Consider the following 14,834-nt stretch of genomic DNA (forward strand, 5'->3'; position numbering starts at 1 on the left):
TCAGACCACCACCCTGCGCGTACCTCATAACTACGGCGTACCGCGAGGATCAAGGCTTGTCAGCAGCTACGACTTCACGAGTTCAAGCTCAGTAATACCGACGAGCTGGAGTGGGCATTGATGAAGGCCGAGCGCCGAACACCCGACGCTCTCACGGGCCTCGGATATCCCGCCCGGTCGTCGTGGTGTTATCCCGGACTTGCTGCATCCTGGCAGCGTTGAGAGCAGCCACACGAATGGTGATCGTTCGCAGGGCGGGGGGCGCTTGAGAGCTCGCACGCGGTAGGCGCGTGCCATGGCGTCAGCCCTGTGTGGCCGGGGCGTGGTGTGGCGCGTGGGACTGATGTCAGGGCCTGCCTCCTGAGCCCGTCGCAGCCAGTCCGGCACATGCAGGGGGCACTTGAGGGTGTGCGGAGTAGCGTCGAGGTGCACCGTCGGGTGTCACGATGTCCCCCGACACGCGGTGGGAAAGAGTGTCCCGGTAGGGGACGGCCGCCGCCCGTTCGGGGGCGACGGCCGTCGGTTGCGCAAGGAGCGAGGCTCCCCCTCGTCACCTCCTTGCGCGGGTGTCCCCTCGGTGACGGGGTAGCGGGAGTACTCCGCCGAACTGATGCCGGGAGGACGGCGGCTGGAGCCGTCGAGTCGGTGCTACGGCTCCAGCAGGTCTCTGCACTGCTGGACTCGGGTCCTGGAGTCCGGGTGAGTGACAGGCGGGGCCTCGGGTCGCAGCATGGCTCGCGACATCCCGTCAGCTCACTCATCCAGCCTAGAACGCTGACCCCGGTGATCGGAACAGGCCCCGGTCAGGGACCTGTTGATGGATCGGGCCAGTTCCACGGCCTCGCCCGAGCGGGGCACGGCAGAGATGAGGAACACCGGCTGCTCGGCGCGACAGCGAGCCGCGCGGGTGATCGCCTACAGGTGTGCGGCAGGCGCCGTAGCCCTGGACGTCACACCATATGTGACGCACCACCAGGCAGCCCTTCCAGCGCGGAACGTCACAGAACAGCAGGGGAACCCAGCGGCGTTTGCATGAGAACGAGCTATGCGAGCCGGTCCGGGTCTGTCCGGCCTCGGAGTACCTCTTCTTGATCTTGCTCAGATAGAGGACCGACAGTGAGAGTGCCTCACGCTCCTGTGGCGGCCTGGTCCTGGGCTCGGGCACGCAGGAGGAGGCAGACCCAGCTTCGATAGGGGCGCCAGGCTTCGGCGATCTGCGCGAGGCGCGCGGGCTCGCCGGCGGTCGCGGGTGCGAGGCCGTACTCGGCGGTGATGGCCTGGTGGACGCGGGGTTCGGCGACGGGGAAGACGTCGGAATGTCCGGCTCCTCGGATGAGGATCAGCTCGGCGGAGAAGGGGCCGATGCCTGGCAGTTCCCTGAGGTCGGTGAGGGCGAATTCGGCGGACTGGGCGCGCAGTGCGGTGGCGTCGAGGCGTCCGTCGAGGGCGGCGTCGGCGAGCGCGTGGAGGCGCTCGACCTTGAGGTCCGTCAGTCCTGCGAAGTGGTCCAGTCGGCGCAGGGCGTGGGGTGTGGGGAAGGCGTGGAGGGTGTGTCCTGCTACGTCCAGGGCCTGGCCGTGTGCGCGGGCGATGCGCGCTTTGACGGCGGCGGCCTGGGTCTTGCGGATGCGGTTGCCGATGATGGTCCAGGCGGCCGCTTCGTAAGGGGAGTAGAAGCAAACGGGGCGCAGCCCCGGGTAGTCGGCCTGCAGGCCCGCCACGACCGGATCGCTCGCGCCCAGGGCGGGGAAGCCGGTGCCGTCGACGTCCAGGGACAGGATGCGGGCGATCTGCGTCCGTGCCGCCTTGCCCTCGGCGGTGGCGGCGACTGTCGGCAGGGGGTCGCCGGCATCGGTGTGCACGGTGAAGTCCGCCGTGACCGTGCCGGGCCGGCCACCTGCCCCTCTCCCCTGCCGTACCGCGCAGCCGATCACGCCGGCGCCGTCGTCGGTGGGAAAGGCCATGCGCAGCACGCCGTCGGCCGCCTGGTCGTAGGAGGCGGGGGTGAAGCCCTCCAGGAACTGGATGGACGAGGCGAGGGAGAACGGGCCCTTGGGAGTGAAGGAGGCGGCGGTCACGGTCGGGCGCCGTGGGCGGTCAGGACGTAGCCCTCGGGGCCGACGAAGGAGAACATCGGGCCGAACGGGCTGTCGGTGATCGGGGCGAGGATCTTGACGTCGGCCTCGGTCAGCTGGTCGTGCAGCGCCTGGGCGTCGGGGGTGGAGAACCACAGGGCGACGCCGAGTCCCGGGCGACCGGAGTCGAGGTCGGTGCCGGGCAGCGGTTCGCGCACGGCCAGCGGGCAGGGCTTGGTGTCGAAGACCACCGCACCCGGGGGCGAGGCGGGGGTGCGGCGCAGGCCCAGGCGCTTCTCGCAGAACTCGGCCGCCGCCTCCACGTCACGGACCTGAAGGGCGACGAAGGTGGGGCCGTCGATGCTGACAGACATGATGTCCTCCTCGAATCAATGTCAGGACTTTGACATACTCGACGGTAGAACGGTCACCCCACAGATGTCAAAATATGGACATGAAGGACACGCCAGTGGAACCTCCGCACCCGTCCCGGGACGTGCTCGACCACGTGGGCTACCGGCTCAAGCGCGCCCACGCCGCCTTGCGGGGCACCATGGACAAAGCCCTGCGCGAGTACGACCTGACCGTGCCGCAGTACGCCTGCCTGGAAGTCCTGGCCGCCCGCCCCGGACTGTCCAACGCCGAGCTCGGCCGTGCCACGTTCGTCAGCCGCCAGTCCATGAACGTCGTCCTGCGCGGCCTTCAGGACGCGCAGCTCATCACCCGCCCGGCGACCGTCGACCACGGTCGCGCCCGCCCCGCCCACCTCACCGAGGAAGGCCGTCGCCGCCTGGCAGTCGCCCAGGAATCCGTCTACGCCATCGAAGCCCGCATGATCAGCGCCATCCGCCCCGACCGGCTCGACGCACTCCTCAAAGACCTCGACCACATGACGCAAGCGCTGGACGGCTGACTCTGGCGGCACCAGCCGGTTTCACTGACGGCCACAACAGCGTTGACAGTGCCCGTGGCCCGCAACAGTGAACCACCCGCCCCCGTCATCGTGCGTTCGGGTCCCCCGTGGCGTAGGCGCGGGGGTGAGGGGGAAGCTGACGCGGCCGAGGACGTTGAGGCTCTTGAACTTCAGCGGCAAATAACAGGCAACATCCCCATCGTTGATCTCGTGGCCCCACGCGGCTGCGCGACGGCAGTATCCACGTACTTCGTGGTCCGCAGCGCCGCAGCGCCACCGCGCCCGAATAAGCCATCCACGCCCACGCGTGCAGGAACGTCCGGAACCTCCTCACGATCTTCTGTGCTCGACTGCAGCGTGTGCTGAGGACATCGGGTTAGCATGCGGCCGCAGAATCAATAGGGGGCTGTGTCGTGGGTGAGGCTTTGCTGGCCGGGCGCTATCAACTGCAGCGGCTGGTCGGGCGTGGTGGGATGGGCGAGGTGTGGGAGGCGTTCGATGAACGCCTCGGACGTACCGTCGCCGTCAAGGTCGTTTCACTCCTGGCGGGCGGAGGCAGCGCGGCTGGTGAACTGCGCGCCCGATTCCTGCGCGAGGCACGGATCACCGCGGCGCTCGAGCACCCCCGCATCGTGGCGGTCCACGATCTCGGTGAGGCGGTCACGGCAGAGGGCAGCACGCCGTTCTTGGTGATGGAGTTCCTGCGGGGCAGCGGACTGGAGACGGTCGTTGGCCGCGGCCCGGTCTCCGCACAGGACACCGCGGAGTGGGGTGCGCAGATCTGCGACGCGCTGGCCGCAGCACACGCCGGCGGCATCCTGCACCGCGACATCAAACCGGCGAACGTCTTCGTCACAGCCAACGCCGGGGTGAAAGTACTGGACTTCGGGATTGCCCGCGCCGCAGACCCCGCCGGCATCGGTGACCTGCTGACCCGCACGGGCACAATCGTGGGGACGGCCGCCTATATGGCGCCCGAGCAGGCCCGTGGTCGCCCTGAGGAGCGCAGCGATCTTTACGAGGTGGGGTGCCTGCTGTTCGAACTGCTCACCGGCACATTGCCGTTCAGCGCTCCGGATGCGCTGGGATACCTCACTGCGCACCTCAACGATTCGCCTCCGCCGCCGAGCAGCGTACGACCCGGTATCCCGGCTGCGTGGGACGAGCTCATCCTGCGGCTCCTGGAGAAGGATCCTGACCGGCGATTCACATCGGCCGCGGAACTCGGCGCCGCGCTCCGTGCGTTGAACGGCGCGGGGCAGGTGCCGGCGCAATGGACGCCCACGGTCGTGGATCCGGGCGGACCGCCGACACAACCCTCCCCGGATGCCACGACGGCTCACGTTCCGAATCCTCCCGGCCCGCCCGGCCCGCGCGCGCTCACACGACGCAGCGCATTGCAGTGGGGCGTGGGGGTAGTCGCACTGGGAGCCGCCGGCACCGCAGCCGCCCTCTATCTCACCGAGGAACCCGGTAAGGGCCCGGTCGCCTGGTCGCTGAACGTCGGAGACGCGCAGAAACTCGACAGGACCAACCCGACGTCCATCGTCAGCGGAGACCGCTGGTACGTGACCAGCGGCAACGGTCCGCTCATGGTGCATGCCTTCGACGCCGCCCGGGGCACCCGGTTGTGGAAGGCGACGCTGAACGGGCAGAACTGGACCGGGGGCGGCGGCCCACAATTCGCCATTGTCGAAGACGCAGCCATCGTCAAGAGCAAACCCGCCGACGAATCAACCCTCGGGATCAATGCGTTCGACACCATCACCGGCAAGCGGTTGTGGAGCTACCAACTCGACTCGCTGAGCTGGGACGTACACCGCCCCAGCGGCCTGGTCATCGTGTCCGGAGACACCAGCGTGGCCGGCCTCGACCCGCGCACGGGAAAGGACCGTTGGAGGTTCCTTACCGGCAATCCGGCCGGGGCACCGGAACGGGCGCTGTGTGTGGGCGATCTGGTGGTCATCGGCGATACGGCGCTTTCCGCCCGGACCGGTAAGACCGTGTGGCGACAGCCGGGACTCATCGCGCGAAATGGCCTGGCGCATTCGCTGGGAAAGTTCCTTCTTCTCTACGAGGCCGGAAAGCAGGCTGCCACCGATCTCGTATGCCGCTCGGTGCGCACCGGTGACGTGGTGTGGCGCATGCCGTTCAAGGATCACGAGGATCCCGCCGGCTCGGCCGAGGGCACCTGGCAGGCAACCGTGTCGGGCACGACCGTGTTCCTGCCGCTGGCGGCTGGAGACCGCCGAAGGCCCACGGCCGTGGACGCGACCACCGGCACGGTGAAGTGGACCTACAACGGGCCCTACCAGCGGGCCTCCGAGTACGACACCGACGGCTCGTACAAGCAAATCGCCGGTGTACAGGGCGTGGTCGGCACCGGAGGCGGAATCGCCCTGCCCACCGGAAAGGGCACGGTGTGCCTGGACGCCGACAACGGCCGAGAGCGCTGGCACTGCGCCGACGAGGGTGCCGCGCTCAGCGGCAACTACCTGCTGTTCACCACGCCCCACGACCATGCCTTCACCAAGTGGGCACACCTTCGGGTCCTCGACGCCAAGTCCGGCCGCGAAGTCTGGTCCGGCGACTTCACCACGACCTTCGCCACAGACCCACAATCCAGCAATGGCCGGATCTACATCGCCGACAAGGAGAGCACCCTATGGGCCTTGCGCATCTGAGCTCGGTCCTTGATTTCCGGCTCTATCGCGCACGACCCGGGAGATCCCCCGGTGGTGGGCTTCGCCGCCTCGCCCTCACCACCGTGTGCCGGCCCCCGTCGAAGATGGCCTCCACGGCGATGCACCTACTGGTCCACCTCATGGCAGGAGAGAGGGTGCACGACAACGCACAGAGCTCGCCACACTCATGGTCCCACGGGCGAGTACAGCCCCACCATTCCGCAGCCAGTGCTGTGACCGGGATGGTTCACCGTGGTCGGGAGACGGCTCACAGGCTCACGGGACGAGCGCGGTCCGCAAGGCGACTGGTATTACTGGTGCATGCAGGAAGAGACCGCGCGGTCCGCGATCGACACATTCATCTCCGCGTTCAACGCCTCGGACGACAGCTATGTGACTGCGCTGCTCTCCCAGGCCCTCACCTCGGACGTGGTCTTCTGGGGACCATTGGGCCGCAGTGAGGGGATCGAGGCCGTCGAGCGGTTCGTGCTGGACATCCGGCGCCACCCCGCGGGGACCGGCACGATGGTGCGCTGTTCGGCGGTGGACATGCCGGACGAGTGGGCCCGGTACGAGTGGGTCTTCACGACGCCGGATGGCGGCCCCCGCCTGGCGGGAACGGACGTCGTCCATCTGCGGCGGAGCCTCATCGACCAGGTCATCGTCTTCGCGGGGGAGATCGAGCCGTCCGCTTCCTGAATCATTCTCCTCTGGCCCCGTCCTTCTCCTGAACCGGCCCCGTTCGGGGCTCCGGGTCTGCCCAGCCGAGATCATCTTCACAACGCTTCGGTCGTCCGCGCTTGGCCACGAGCGGTCCGATGATGCGCTGTGGCTGTGTACGTTCGCGGTTGGTCAGGCTGCGGTGTTGAGGGGCCGTCAGCCCCTGCGGATGCCCTTCTCGCTGCGAACGCGGGCGGGTTCCTTGCGTTCGGCGGCCAGGACGTCGCGGTGGCGGGCGTTGGCGTTGCGCCAGCGCAGGTAGGCGTGCAGGGTCCGTGTCTGCGCGGTGTGGTTGGGGTGGTGGAAGTTGGCGATGGTGAACTGCCGCAGTGGTCCGAAGTGGGCTTCGATCGGGTTGGCCCAGGAGGCGTAGGTCGGGGTGAAGCACAGTTCGACCTTGTGTTTGCTGGCCCAGCGGCGGGTGTCGGCGCCTTTGTGGGCGGACAGGTTGTCCAGGATCACGTAGATGGGTGCGCCGTCGGGTCGGGCGGCACGGATCGACTTCAGTGCGGCCAGCGTGTTGGTGGCGCCCTTCCTGCGGCGGTTGACGCCCCACAGGGTGTCGCCGCCGACCGAGTAGCAGCCGTGGAAGTACCGCACTCCGTGGGTGCGGTGGTAGGTGGCCGGCACCCGGTCGGGCCTGGTCTGCGCGGCCCGGCAGTTGCCTCCGGTGGGTCGGATCCCGAGGGGGCCGAACTCGTCGAAGGCGAAGACCCGGTCCGGGAAGCGGTCAAGGACCTCCTCGATCCGGTCCAGTTTCGCCTCGCGCTCGGGGTCCGGGGATTCCTGCCAGGTGTTGGTGCGCTGAAAGGTGACACCGTGGCGGGCGAGCAGGCCGCGTAACGTCTCGCGGCCGATGCGAATCACCCGGCCGTGGCTTTCCCGTAGGTAGGCGACGAGTTTACGCAGTGACCAGCGGGTGAAGGGCCGGCCGAGCTTGGTGGGGCGGGTGGTGGCGGTCTGGATGACGAAGTCCTCGTCGTCATGGCTGAGTTGGCGGGGACGGCCTCCCGCCCACCGAGACTTCAGCCCTTCCTTGGCCGCCTCACGGTCCGCCGTGAGCGGGGCGGCAACAAGACGATGATGGGTCGCCCGTGGTGCCTGCCGCTGGGCGAGCGGGTGCTAGCTGGGGCCGCTGCTGGCGCTGCTCTGTCGCGCGATCACTGGCCGTACTTCGTGCCGCTCGCGCTCGCCGCAGGATTCCACACCGCCTATGCCGCTTCTGTGACGGCGGCCGAGGGATCGGCCGCCGTTGCCAGCCCCCCAGGTTGGGGCGGAGAGGGCCGCAGCTCAGTTTGCGCACTGCCCTCCTCCGTCACTCCTCCGCTCTGCCGGTGCAACAGGAGGGCGTCAGCGGCAGCGATTGCTCTGTCCGGTTCTGACGTGCCTGTCAGCACGCACAGGGTGTACGCCGTGTTCTCCCGTCTGCGGGCGCTCTCGGGGGTGGAGCACCGTTCGTCGGTGATCACCGCGTCGGCGTACTGCGCCAGAGCGGCACGCAGGTCTTCGGTGGAGGGGATCAGCACAGTCGACTCCTCGAGTCCGTGGGCAGTTCGGCGGGGCGGAGCCTGTCTGCTGCTATGCGGCGGCGCCGAGCGCGTGCTCGCGGACCTGCGCGCAGCTGCGGCTGATCAGACGCGAGACGTGCATCTGGGAAATGCCGAGCCGGTCGGCGATGCGGGCCTGGGTCATGTCCTCGAAGAAGCGCAGGTAGAGAACGGTGCGTTCGCGGTCGGGCAGCGCTTGCAGGCCCTCCTTGGCCGCCTCGCGGTCCGCGATGCGGTCATCACTTGCCTCCGTGGTGGCGAGGGTGTCGGCGAGGCTGAATCCGTCGTTCGACTTTGAGATTTCGGCGTCCAGGGACAGGGCGCTGTAGCTCTCCAGGGCTTCCATGCCGTCGCGTACCTGGTCCAGGGTCAGACCCGCCCGGGCGGCGATCTCCTCCGTGCTGGGCTCGGCGCCGTGACCGGGCTGGTCGATGACGTCGCGGCGTGCGACGCGGACCTTGTTGCGCAGTTCCTGCACGCGCCGCGGAACACGTACGTCCCAGCCGTGGTCACGGAAGTGGCGCCGTACCTCGCCGGTGATCGTGGGGACCGCGTACAGCTCAAAGGCCCCACGCGCCCAATCGAAGCGCTCAACTGCCTTGACCAAGCCCAGCGCCGCGACCTGCTGGAGGTCCTCCAGGCTCTCGCCCCGGCCACGGACCTTCCCGGCGACACGGTGCGCCATGGGCAACCAGGCCGCCACCAGTGCCTCTCGCAACACATTGCGCTCAGATGCAGAGCCAGCGGCGGCAAGCCGGCGGAACGCCTCAGCGGTCTCGGGAGCATCGTCATGCGGGTGATGGACGGACATCAGGGGCCTCCTCTTGCTACCTGGCAGAAATAACTGCGGGAAGCAGCGACGACCCCACATCCGGGTATACCACTCCGCGCAGATGCGCCTGTGGTCCCAAGCACTGGATATCCGCCTGCCCAACATCGTTTCCAGCAAACAGACGCAGGTCAACGCGTGTGCAGCTGCCGGGCAGCAGCCGGCAGGGTGCCGCCCAGAGGCAGCACGTGAGCGATCAGCTGCGGTTCAGCCGCAGCGTGGACGAGGTCCATGGCGCCGCCCAGGCGCCACAGCACGGCATCAATTGACTGCACCAGGCACGGGAAAGTCTCCGCCTCCGCAAGCACGGCCCACCATCGGCGCGAGTGAGCCAGGGCACCGACGAGGAGATGCGCGATGATCGCCAAGTCGCGACCGCTCGTAGCCCGGCACGGTTCGCGGTGCGATCGCGCCTTATATCGCCGCAGGACACGGGCGAAGGCGAGGTAGCCGCCCCAATAGCCGAGTTCCATCGGGGAGCGTCGATGCCCACAAGTGCGGGTCGTCGCTCAGCCGTTGGCTGCAGTACTCCAAAGAGGGCGTGAACGCGTCCGGCGACTGGCGGCATATCCAGAGACTCGCTCGCCGTTCAGATAGGCGCGGATCGTCTCGTGGTCGTCCAAGTGCCGAGCGATCGCCGAGATCGACGGCCGACAAGGGGTGATTCTCCGACTCTGACCAGACCTCCGCAGCGCTAGCGAGGTCCTTGGCGTACCCCTGGACGAACTCGCCCTGATCTGGCGCACCGACCCTGATGTCGTCTGCCGAACCGCTCAACCGCGCTGTGCAGCGGCGTCGGTCACCAGCTGCCACATCTCATAGTTCCCGCATTCTGCCGTGATCTCAGCCGTCGACTGAGCCGCGGCGAAGAAGTCGTCGGCCAGTGGCGAGGTGCGCGACGCTGCCATCGCGACGAATACCTGGTCGGGCGCCAGGTCCAGGACGGGCACGTACCTGATGTCCGGCCGTGAGTAGAACACGGTCTCCGAGCGCCCCACGAACGAGATGCCGCGGCCGGCTGCGACGTGCTCGAGCTTCTCCTCCACCCCGCGCACCCGGAGCCCGGAGTCGGGGTGCGGGCGCTTGGTGGGCTGCGTGCTCGGGTCGGCATGCCAGATCAGCGGCTCACCGGCCAGGTCCGCCTCGGTGACTTCCTCCTTGCCGGCCAGCCGGTGGCCCGCGGGCAGCGCCACCATGAGCGGCTCGGTGTAGAGCGGCATCAGGCGCAGGCCGGTCTCGTCGATGGGCAGCCGCACATAGCCGACGTCGACGCGGCCGTCGAGCAGCATAGGAACCTGGTCGTCCCATTCCATGCGCTGCACGTCCACGACCACGTCCGGATGGCGGCCACTGAACTCTTGCGCCGCGGGGATGACCGGGATCCCAGCCCGAAAACCGACCACCAGCCGCTGGCCGCCACGGGCAGCCGCGGTCACCCGGCGCCTGACCGCTTGCGCGGAGGCCAGCAACGGACCGGCGTCGTCCAGGAGTTGTCGGCCCGCGTCCGTCAGCGTGACGCCGTGGCTGTCCCTGGTGAACAGGGGTGCGCCGAGGTCTTGTTCCAGCGCGCGGATCTGCCGGCTGAGCGCCGGCTGCGCGATGTGCAGGTCCTCGGCAGCGCGGCCGAAGTGCAGTCTGTCGGCGACGGCGACGAAGTAGCGCAACTTTCGAAGATCCAGATCCATGGGGCCCCTCCCGGTCCGGCAATGCCTTGAGGTTATCACCACGGTCGAAACGGGTCTTGGACACCCGCTCAGGCCAATGGCATCGTTCATGGGGCCGAGAGAATTCGGTACAAGAATTCGGGATCGGTAATTGCTACTCATCAATTCAATGGAGTGATCGTGGGAAAGCTCGATGGCAAGGTAGCGGTAATTACCGGGGGATCCACTGGATTGGCACTGGCCGGGGCCAAGCTTTTCGTCGAGGAGGGAGCGCATGTCTTCATCCAGGCCCGGCGGCAGGAAGCACTGGACGAGGCCGTCGAACTGATCGGCCGCAACGTGACCGCCGTCCGGGGTGACGCGTCCGACCTGGACGACCTGGACCGCTTGTACGACACCGTCAAGCGGGAGAAGGGCTCGATCGACGTGCTGTGGGCCAGTGCCGGGATGGGCGAGCCCGCCATGCTCGGCGAGATCACCGAGGAACAGTTCCACCGCTCCTTCTCGCTCAACGCCCGCGGCACCCTGTTCACCGTGCAGAAGGCACTACCACTGCTCAACGACCACGGGTCGATCTTGATGACCGGATCCAACGCCTCCCTCGGCGCCTTCCCCGGCTGGAGCCTCTACGCGGGAAGCAAGGCGGTCCAGCAGGCCTTTGCCCGTGTCTGGCTCAACGAGCTCCGCGACCGCAAGATCCGGGTGAACGTCCTGACCCCCGGCCAGGTCGGCACGGCCAAGCAGGAAGAGCTGTTCGACGAGGCGACCAGGACTGCCTTCGAGTCCCTGATCCCCCGCGGAAAGATGGGCCGCCCCGAGGAGATCGCCACGATCGCCCTGTTCCTCGCCTCCGACGACTCCAGCTACGTCAACGGTCTGGAGCTGGTCGCCGACGGCGGCACCACCGCTATCTGAACCACGCACGCACACGACAGAGCGGTGCCTCGAGAACAGGCGCCCCCGAGAACAGGAAGAGAGCACAGCTCATGAGCAGCATCACCTTCATCGGTGCGGGGAACATGGCCCGCACGATCGGCGCGCTCGCGGTGGCGGGCGGCAACACCGTCGAGATCATGGCACGCGATCAGTCCAAGGCCGAGGGCCTGGCCAAGACTCTGGGCGGCGGCACGACGACGGGTGAGTGGGGCGCCGTCCCGGCCGGGGACATCGTCATCACGGCCATGTTGTACGACGGGGTCGTTCCGACCGTCGCCCAATACGGGGACGCCCTCGCGGGCAAGACCATCGTCGATATCAGCAACCCCTTCAACACCACGGGCGATGGCCTGGCCCACAGCGAGGAGACCTCGATCGCGCAGGAAGTCGCCAAGGTGGCCCCGGCCGACGCCAACGTGTTCAAGGCCTTCAACACCATCTTCCGTGGCGTTCTGGAGAACGGCCGGCCCGACGTCTTCTTCGCCGGTGACGACCCGCAGGCCAAGGCGGACGTCGCGGCATTCATCGAGAGCCTCGGACTGCGCCCGCTGGACGTCGGCGGCCTGAAAATGGCGCACTGGCTCGAAGGAGCGGGCGTGCTCACGGTAGGCCTCGCCGGCAACGGGATCGGCCACGGGAACTTCGCCCTGGGCGCCAACGAGTTTACGGGCTGACCCTCCGGGGCTGACCAAACAGTCGGCAAATAGGGCGCCGTGCGCTCTGGCCAATTGACGGAACCACCGACTCGTCGATGTCAGATGTCAGATGTCAGATGTCAATAGTGGCGAAAGTCGCCCAAGGAGGCGCAACGCAATGCAGCTCGGTTTCGTGATTCCCCTTGTCGGGCCCGCGGTCAGCGACGCCCCCGCCCTGAGCGCTTTCGTCCGCGGACTCGAGGACCTCGGCTACGACACCCTGTGGGTCGGCGATCGTCTGGTCACGCCGGTTGATCTGGGCAATGGCTATCTGGACCGGGGGCCACAAATGGCCCGCTCCTTCGATCCGATGCTGCTGTTGACCGTCGCTGCGGCGGCCACCCACCGGGTGCGACTGAACACCAGCACGCTCAGCACGTTCTACTACGAGCCGCCGCACCTGGCCCGGCAGTTGACCACCCTCGACGTGCTCAGCGGCGGCCGCCTCGGCGTTGGTGTGGGGGTGGGGTGGATGAAGCAGGAGTACGACGTCGCCCGCAGCGCGGACTGGAGCCGGCGCGGCAAAATGCTCGATGACATGCTGGCGTTCCTGCGGGCGTGGTGGACGACCAGTCCCGTGTCCTGGGACAGCGAGTTCTTCACCATGCCACCGGTCCACGCCGACCTCCGTCCGGTCCAGGCGGGCGGGCCGCCCATCTGGATCGGTGGTGCCAGTGAGGCCGCGATGCGCCGGGTCGGCCGCAGCGGTGTCGGCTGGCTCGGGGTCCAAGGGCCGGCGCCCGCCGCGTCGGTCAACAGTCAGGACGAGGGCGCAGGCCGCCTGTGGTCGATCGCGCGTCGAGCGGCGGAGGAAGCCGGCCGCGACCCCGACGCACTCAAGACGGCCATGCGGATCAACCTCGAGCCGAGTACGTCCGTCGACTCGGTCGCGGACCAACTGAAGCGGTACGCCGAATCCGGTGTCGATGAGGCGTACTTCGATGCCTTCACGATGTTCGCCGGCCTTGACCAGCTCCTCGACTTCGCCGGCCAGGTGATCGAGCGTACCGGCCGGTTGTGACCGCCGAAGAAACGAACGCCGAAGAAGCGACGGGCGGGCAAGCCGTCCGATTCGGACCAGAGGAAGAGAGTCTCACCATGAGCAGCATCAGTTTCATCGGTCTGGGGGGCATGACCCACGCCATCGCCTCACGTGCGGTAGCGGGCGGTAACTCCGTCGAGCTGATCGGCCGCGACGCCGCCAAGGCCAAGGGCCTGGCCGCCGAGCTCGGCGCCGGGGCCACGGTGGGGAGCTTCGGTGCCGTCCCTGTGGGCGACATCGTTGTCCTCGCCGTGCCCTACACCAGCGCCGTGCCGGTCGTCGCCCAGTACGGGGATGCCTTGGCCGGCAAGGTCATCATCGACATCTCCAACACGTTCGACGCCGACGCCACCGGAGTGGTCACTCCCGAGGGCACGTCCGGTGCGCAGGAGATCGCCAAGGCGGCCCCGGCGAGCGCGCACGTCGTGAAGGCGTTCAACACCGTGTTCGGCCATGTCCTGGTCCAGGAGCGTCCGTTGGACGTGCTCTTCGCCGGAGACGACGCACGGGCCAAGGCCGACGTGTCGGCGTTCATCGCGAGCCTCGGTCTGCGTCCCCTCGACGTCGGCGGCCTGGAGATGGCCCGCTGGCTGGAAGGGCTCGGGCCGCTGCTGATGGGCCTGGCCCGGAACGGCGCGGGGACCTTCGACGTCGCCCTCGGCGTCGACGTCCGCGGCTGAGCACACCCGCACCACCACCCCGTACCACCGCTTCGCGCACCACATCACTGACAAGGAGCAGTACCTTGCGTGTCTTCGTCACTGGCGGGACCGGCCATTCCGGTTCGTACATCATCCCCGAACTCATCGCCGCAGGACACGAGGTCACCGGCCTCGTCCGGTCGGACACGGCCGCGGCGGCACTGTCCGCGCTCGGCGCGAAGATACGCCTCGGCGACCTCCAGGACCTCGACGGGCTCAAGGAGGCGGCCGCGGATTCCGACGGCGTCATCCACGTCGCGCACCGGCAGGACCTGCTTCCGTCAGGCGGGATGGCCGCCGTGGCCGCCGCGGAGCTCCCGGTCATGCTCGCGTACGGCGAGGCCCTCGCGGGGACCGGTAAGCCGCTGGTCGCGGCGGGGAGCATCGGCTCGCCCGGGACCGGGACGTACCTGGGCCGGCCGGGTACCGAGGAAGACCCGGCCCTGCCCGTCGGCGACGAGCACAAGGGCACCCTGCGGGCCCGTAATGTCGTGGAGTCCGCCGTCATCGGACTCGCCGAGCAGAAGGTTCGGTCATCGGTCGTGCGGATCGCCAACATCATGCACAGCACGACCGATCGTGGCTTTCTCCCCATGCTGATCGCGCTCGCGAAGGAGAAGGGCTTCGCCGGCTATCCCGGAGCCGGCGCGAACCGGTGGAACGCCGTGCACGCCCGCGATGCCGCCTCCCTGTTCCGTCTGGCGCTGGAGAAGGGCCCGGCCGGCAGCTACTGGCACGCGGTCGAGGACGGGGGCATCCCGTTCCGCGAGATCGCCGAGGCCATCGGCAGCCGCCTGGGCCTGCCCGCCGTGAGCGTTCCCCTGGACGAGCTGATCCTGCCGGCACATTTCGGGTTCCTTACGAACGTCGTCACGCAGAGCTACCCGACGTCCAACCTCATCACCCGCCGGAACCTCGGCTGGGAGCCGGCTCAGGCCCGCCTCCTCGCCGATCTGGACAACGGCCACTACTTCCCCGCCGGCTGACCGCAGGGAAAGGGCAAGGCTCGTACAAGGACAAGGCTCTCC

General features: G+C 68.2%; 14 protein-coding genes and 1 pseudogene. 8 read left to right on the top strand and 7 right to left on the bottom strand.

Features of this window, described 5'->3' with window-relative positions:
* Positions 1-1,127 precede the first annotated feature (1,127 nt).
* Together AB0H78_RS37695 and AB0H78_RS37700 are read right to left on the bottom strand one after the other, a co-directional pair.
* Positions 1,128-2,078 (bottom strand): DNA-3-methyladenine glycosylase 2 family protein, encoded by a 951-nt coding sequence (locus AB0H78_RS37695; RefSeq protein ID WP_363239346.1) that lies wholly within the window; start codon positions 2,076-2,078, stop codon positions 1,128-1,130.
* Positions 2,075-2,449 carry a VOC family protein gene (locus tag AB0H78_RS37700; RefSeq protein ID WP_363239347.1) on the bottom strand — a complete coding sequence of 125 codons (375 nt, stop codon included), beginning with the start codon at positions 2,447-2,449 and terminating at the stop codon, positions 2,075-2,077. Before AB0H78_RS37700 ends, AB0H78_RS37695 begins: the two co-directional genes overlap by 4 nt.
* A 74-nt stretch (positions 2,450-2,523) precedes the next feature.
* Between AB0H78_RS37700 and AB0H78_RS37705 the strand changes: the two genes are divergently transcribed.
* The 3 genes from AB0H78_RS37705 to AB0H78_RS37715 all read left to right on the top strand — a co-directional run bounded on the left by AB0H78_RS37705 (position 2,524) and on the right by AB0H78_RS37715 (position 6,371).
* Positions 2,524-2,988: a MarR family transcriptional regulator gene (locus tag AB0H78_RS37705; protein ID WP_363239348.1), complete on the top strand. Its 465-nt coding sequence runs from the start codon at positions 2,524-2,526 to the stop codon at positions 2,986-2,988.
* Between the two features lie 413 nt (positions 2,989-3,401).
* Positions 3,402-5,672, top strand: coding sequence for a PQQ-binding-like beta-propeller repeat protein (locus AB0H78_RS37710; protein WP_363239349.1), 2,271 nt, complete (start codon positions 3,402-3,404; stop codon positions 5,670-5,672).
* Positions 5,673-5,993: 321 nt separating this feature from the next.
* On the top strand, positions 5,994-6,371 hold the full coding sequence (locus tag AB0H78_RS37715; protein ID WP_319769573.1) for a nuclear transport factor 2 family protein: 378 nt from the start codon (positions 5,994-5,996) through the stop codon (positions 6,369-6,371).
* A gap of 177 nt (positions 6,372-6,548) precedes the next feature.
* Here the strand turns inward: AB0H78_RS37715 and AB0H78_RS37720 are convergent.
* The 5 genes and pseudogenes from AB0H78_RS37720 to AB0H78_RS37740 all read right to left on the bottom strand — a co-directional run.
* Positions 6,549-7,412, bottom strand: a pseudogene (locus AB0H78_RS37720) (IS630 family transposase); the annotation flags it as partial.
* 191 nt (positions 7,413-7,603) lie between these two features.
* On the bottom strand, positions 7,604-7,918 hold the full coding sequence (locus tag AB0H78_RS37725; protein ID WP_363239350.1) for a DUF5133 domain-containing protein: 315 nt from the start codon (positions 7,916-7,918) through the stop codon (positions 7,604-7,606).
* Between the two features lie 52 nt (positions 7,919-7,970).
* On the bottom strand, positions 7,971-8,750 hold the full coding sequence (locus AB0H78_RS37730; protein WP_363239351.1) for a SigB/SigF/SigG family RNA polymerase sigma factor: 780 nt from the start codon (positions 8,748-8,750) through the stop codon (positions 7,971-7,973).
* A gap of 149 nt (positions 8,751-8,899) precedes the next feature.
* Positions 8,900-9,241, bottom strand: a complete 342-nt coding sequence (locus tag AB0H78_RS37735; protein WP_363239352.1) for a hypothetical protein — start codon at positions 9,239-9,241, stop codon at positions 8,900-8,902.
* A gap of 300 nt (positions 9,242-9,541) precedes the next feature.
* A complete protein-coding gene (locus tag AB0H78_RS37740; protein WP_363239353.1) occupies positions 9,542-10,453 on the bottom strand; it encodes a LysR substrate-binding domain-containing protein in 912 nt (303 codons plus the stop codon).
* A 159-nt stretch (positions 10,454-10,612) separates the two neighbouring features.
* Here AB0H78_RS37740 and AB0H78_RS37745 point away from each other — a divergent pair, with 159 nt between their 5' ends.
* From AB0H78_RS37745 to AB0H78_RS37765, 5 genes are all read left to right on the top strand, one after another.
* Positions 10,613-11,347, top strand: a complete 735-nt coding sequence (locus tag AB0H78_RS37745) for an SDR family oxidoreductase (RefSeq protein WP_363239354.1) — start codon at positions 10,613-10,615, stop codon at positions 11,345-11,347.
* Positions 11,348-11,418: 71 nt separating this feature from the next.
* Positions 11,419-12,042 (top strand): NAD(P)-binding domain-containing protein, encoded by a 624-nt coding sequence (locus tag AB0H78_RS37750; protein ID WP_363239355.1) that lies wholly within the window; start codon positions 11,419-11,421, stop codon positions 12,040-12,042.
* A 139-nt stretch (positions 12,043-12,181) separates the two neighbouring features.
* Positions 12,182-13,084 carry a TIGR03619 family F420-dependent LLM class oxidoreductase gene (locus tag AB0H78_RS37755; protein ID WP_363239356.1) on the top strand — a complete coding sequence of 301 codons (903 nt, stop codon included), beginning with the start codon at positions 12,182-12,184 and terminating at the stop codon, positions 13,082-13,084.
* A gap of 77 nt (positions 13,085-13,161) precedes the next feature.
* Positions 13,162-13,785, top strand: a complete 624-nt coding sequence (locus AB0H78_RS37760; RefSeq protein ID WP_363239357.1) for an NAD(P)-binding domain-containing protein — start codon at positions 13,162-13,164, stop codon at positions 13,783-13,785.
* Positions 13,786-13,850: 65 nt separating this feature from the next.
* A complete protein-coding gene (locus tag AB0H78_RS37765) occupies positions 13,851-14,792 on the top strand; it encodes an SDR family oxidoreductase (RefSeq protein WP_363239358.1) in 942 nt (313 codons plus the stop codon).
* Positions 14,793-14,834 lie beyond the last annotated feature (42 nt).

Origin of the sequence: Streptomyces sp. NPDC050738 (assembly GCF_040654175.1) — a bacterium.
Taxonomy (GTDB): Bacteria; Actinomycetota; Actinomycetes; order Streptomycetales; family Streptomycetaceae; genus Streptomyces.

What these genes read in the sequence shown, in the direction of transcription:
- AB0H78_RS37700 (WP_363239347.1), bottom strand. Translation starts at nt 2,449, where the DNA reads ATGTCTGTCAGCATCGACGGCCCCACCTTCGTCGCCCTTCAGGTCCGT.
- AB0H78_RS37705 (WP_363239348.1), top strand. Translation starts at nt 2,524, where the DNA reads ATGGACATGAAGGACACGCCAGTGGAACCTCCGCACCCGTCCCGGGAC.
- AB0H78_RS37715 (WP_319769573.1), top strand. Translation starts at nt 5,994, where the DNA reads ATGCAGGAAGAGACCGCGCGGTCCGCGATCGACACATTCATCTCCGCG.
- AB0H78_RS37730 (WP_363239351.1), bottom strand. Translation starts at nt 8,750, where the DNA reads ATGTCCGTCCATCACCCGCATGACGATGCTCCCGAGACCGCTGAGGCG.
- AB0H78_RS37735 (WP_363239352.1), bottom strand. Translation starts at nt 9,241, where the DNA reads ATGGAACTCGGCTATTGGGGCGGCTACCTCGCCTTCGCCCGTGTCCTG.
- AB0H78_RS37740 (WP_363239353.1), bottom strand. Translation starts at nt 10,453, where the DNA reads ATGGATCTGGATCTTCGAAAGTTGCGCTACTTCGTCGCCGTCGCCGAC.
- AB0H78_RS37750 (WP_363239355.1), top strand. Translation starts at nt 11,419, where the DNA reads ATGAGCAGCATCACCTTCATCGGTGCGGGGAACATGGCCCGCACGATC.
- AB0H78_RS37755 (WP_363239356.1), top strand. Translation starts at nt 12,182, where the DNA reads ATGCAGCTCGGTTTCGTGATTCCCCTTGTCGGGCCCGCGGTCAGCGAC.
- AB0H78_RS37760 (WP_363239357.1), top strand. Translation starts at nt 13,162, where the DNA reads ATGAGCAGCATCAGTTTCATCGGTCTGGGGGGCATGACCCACGCCATC.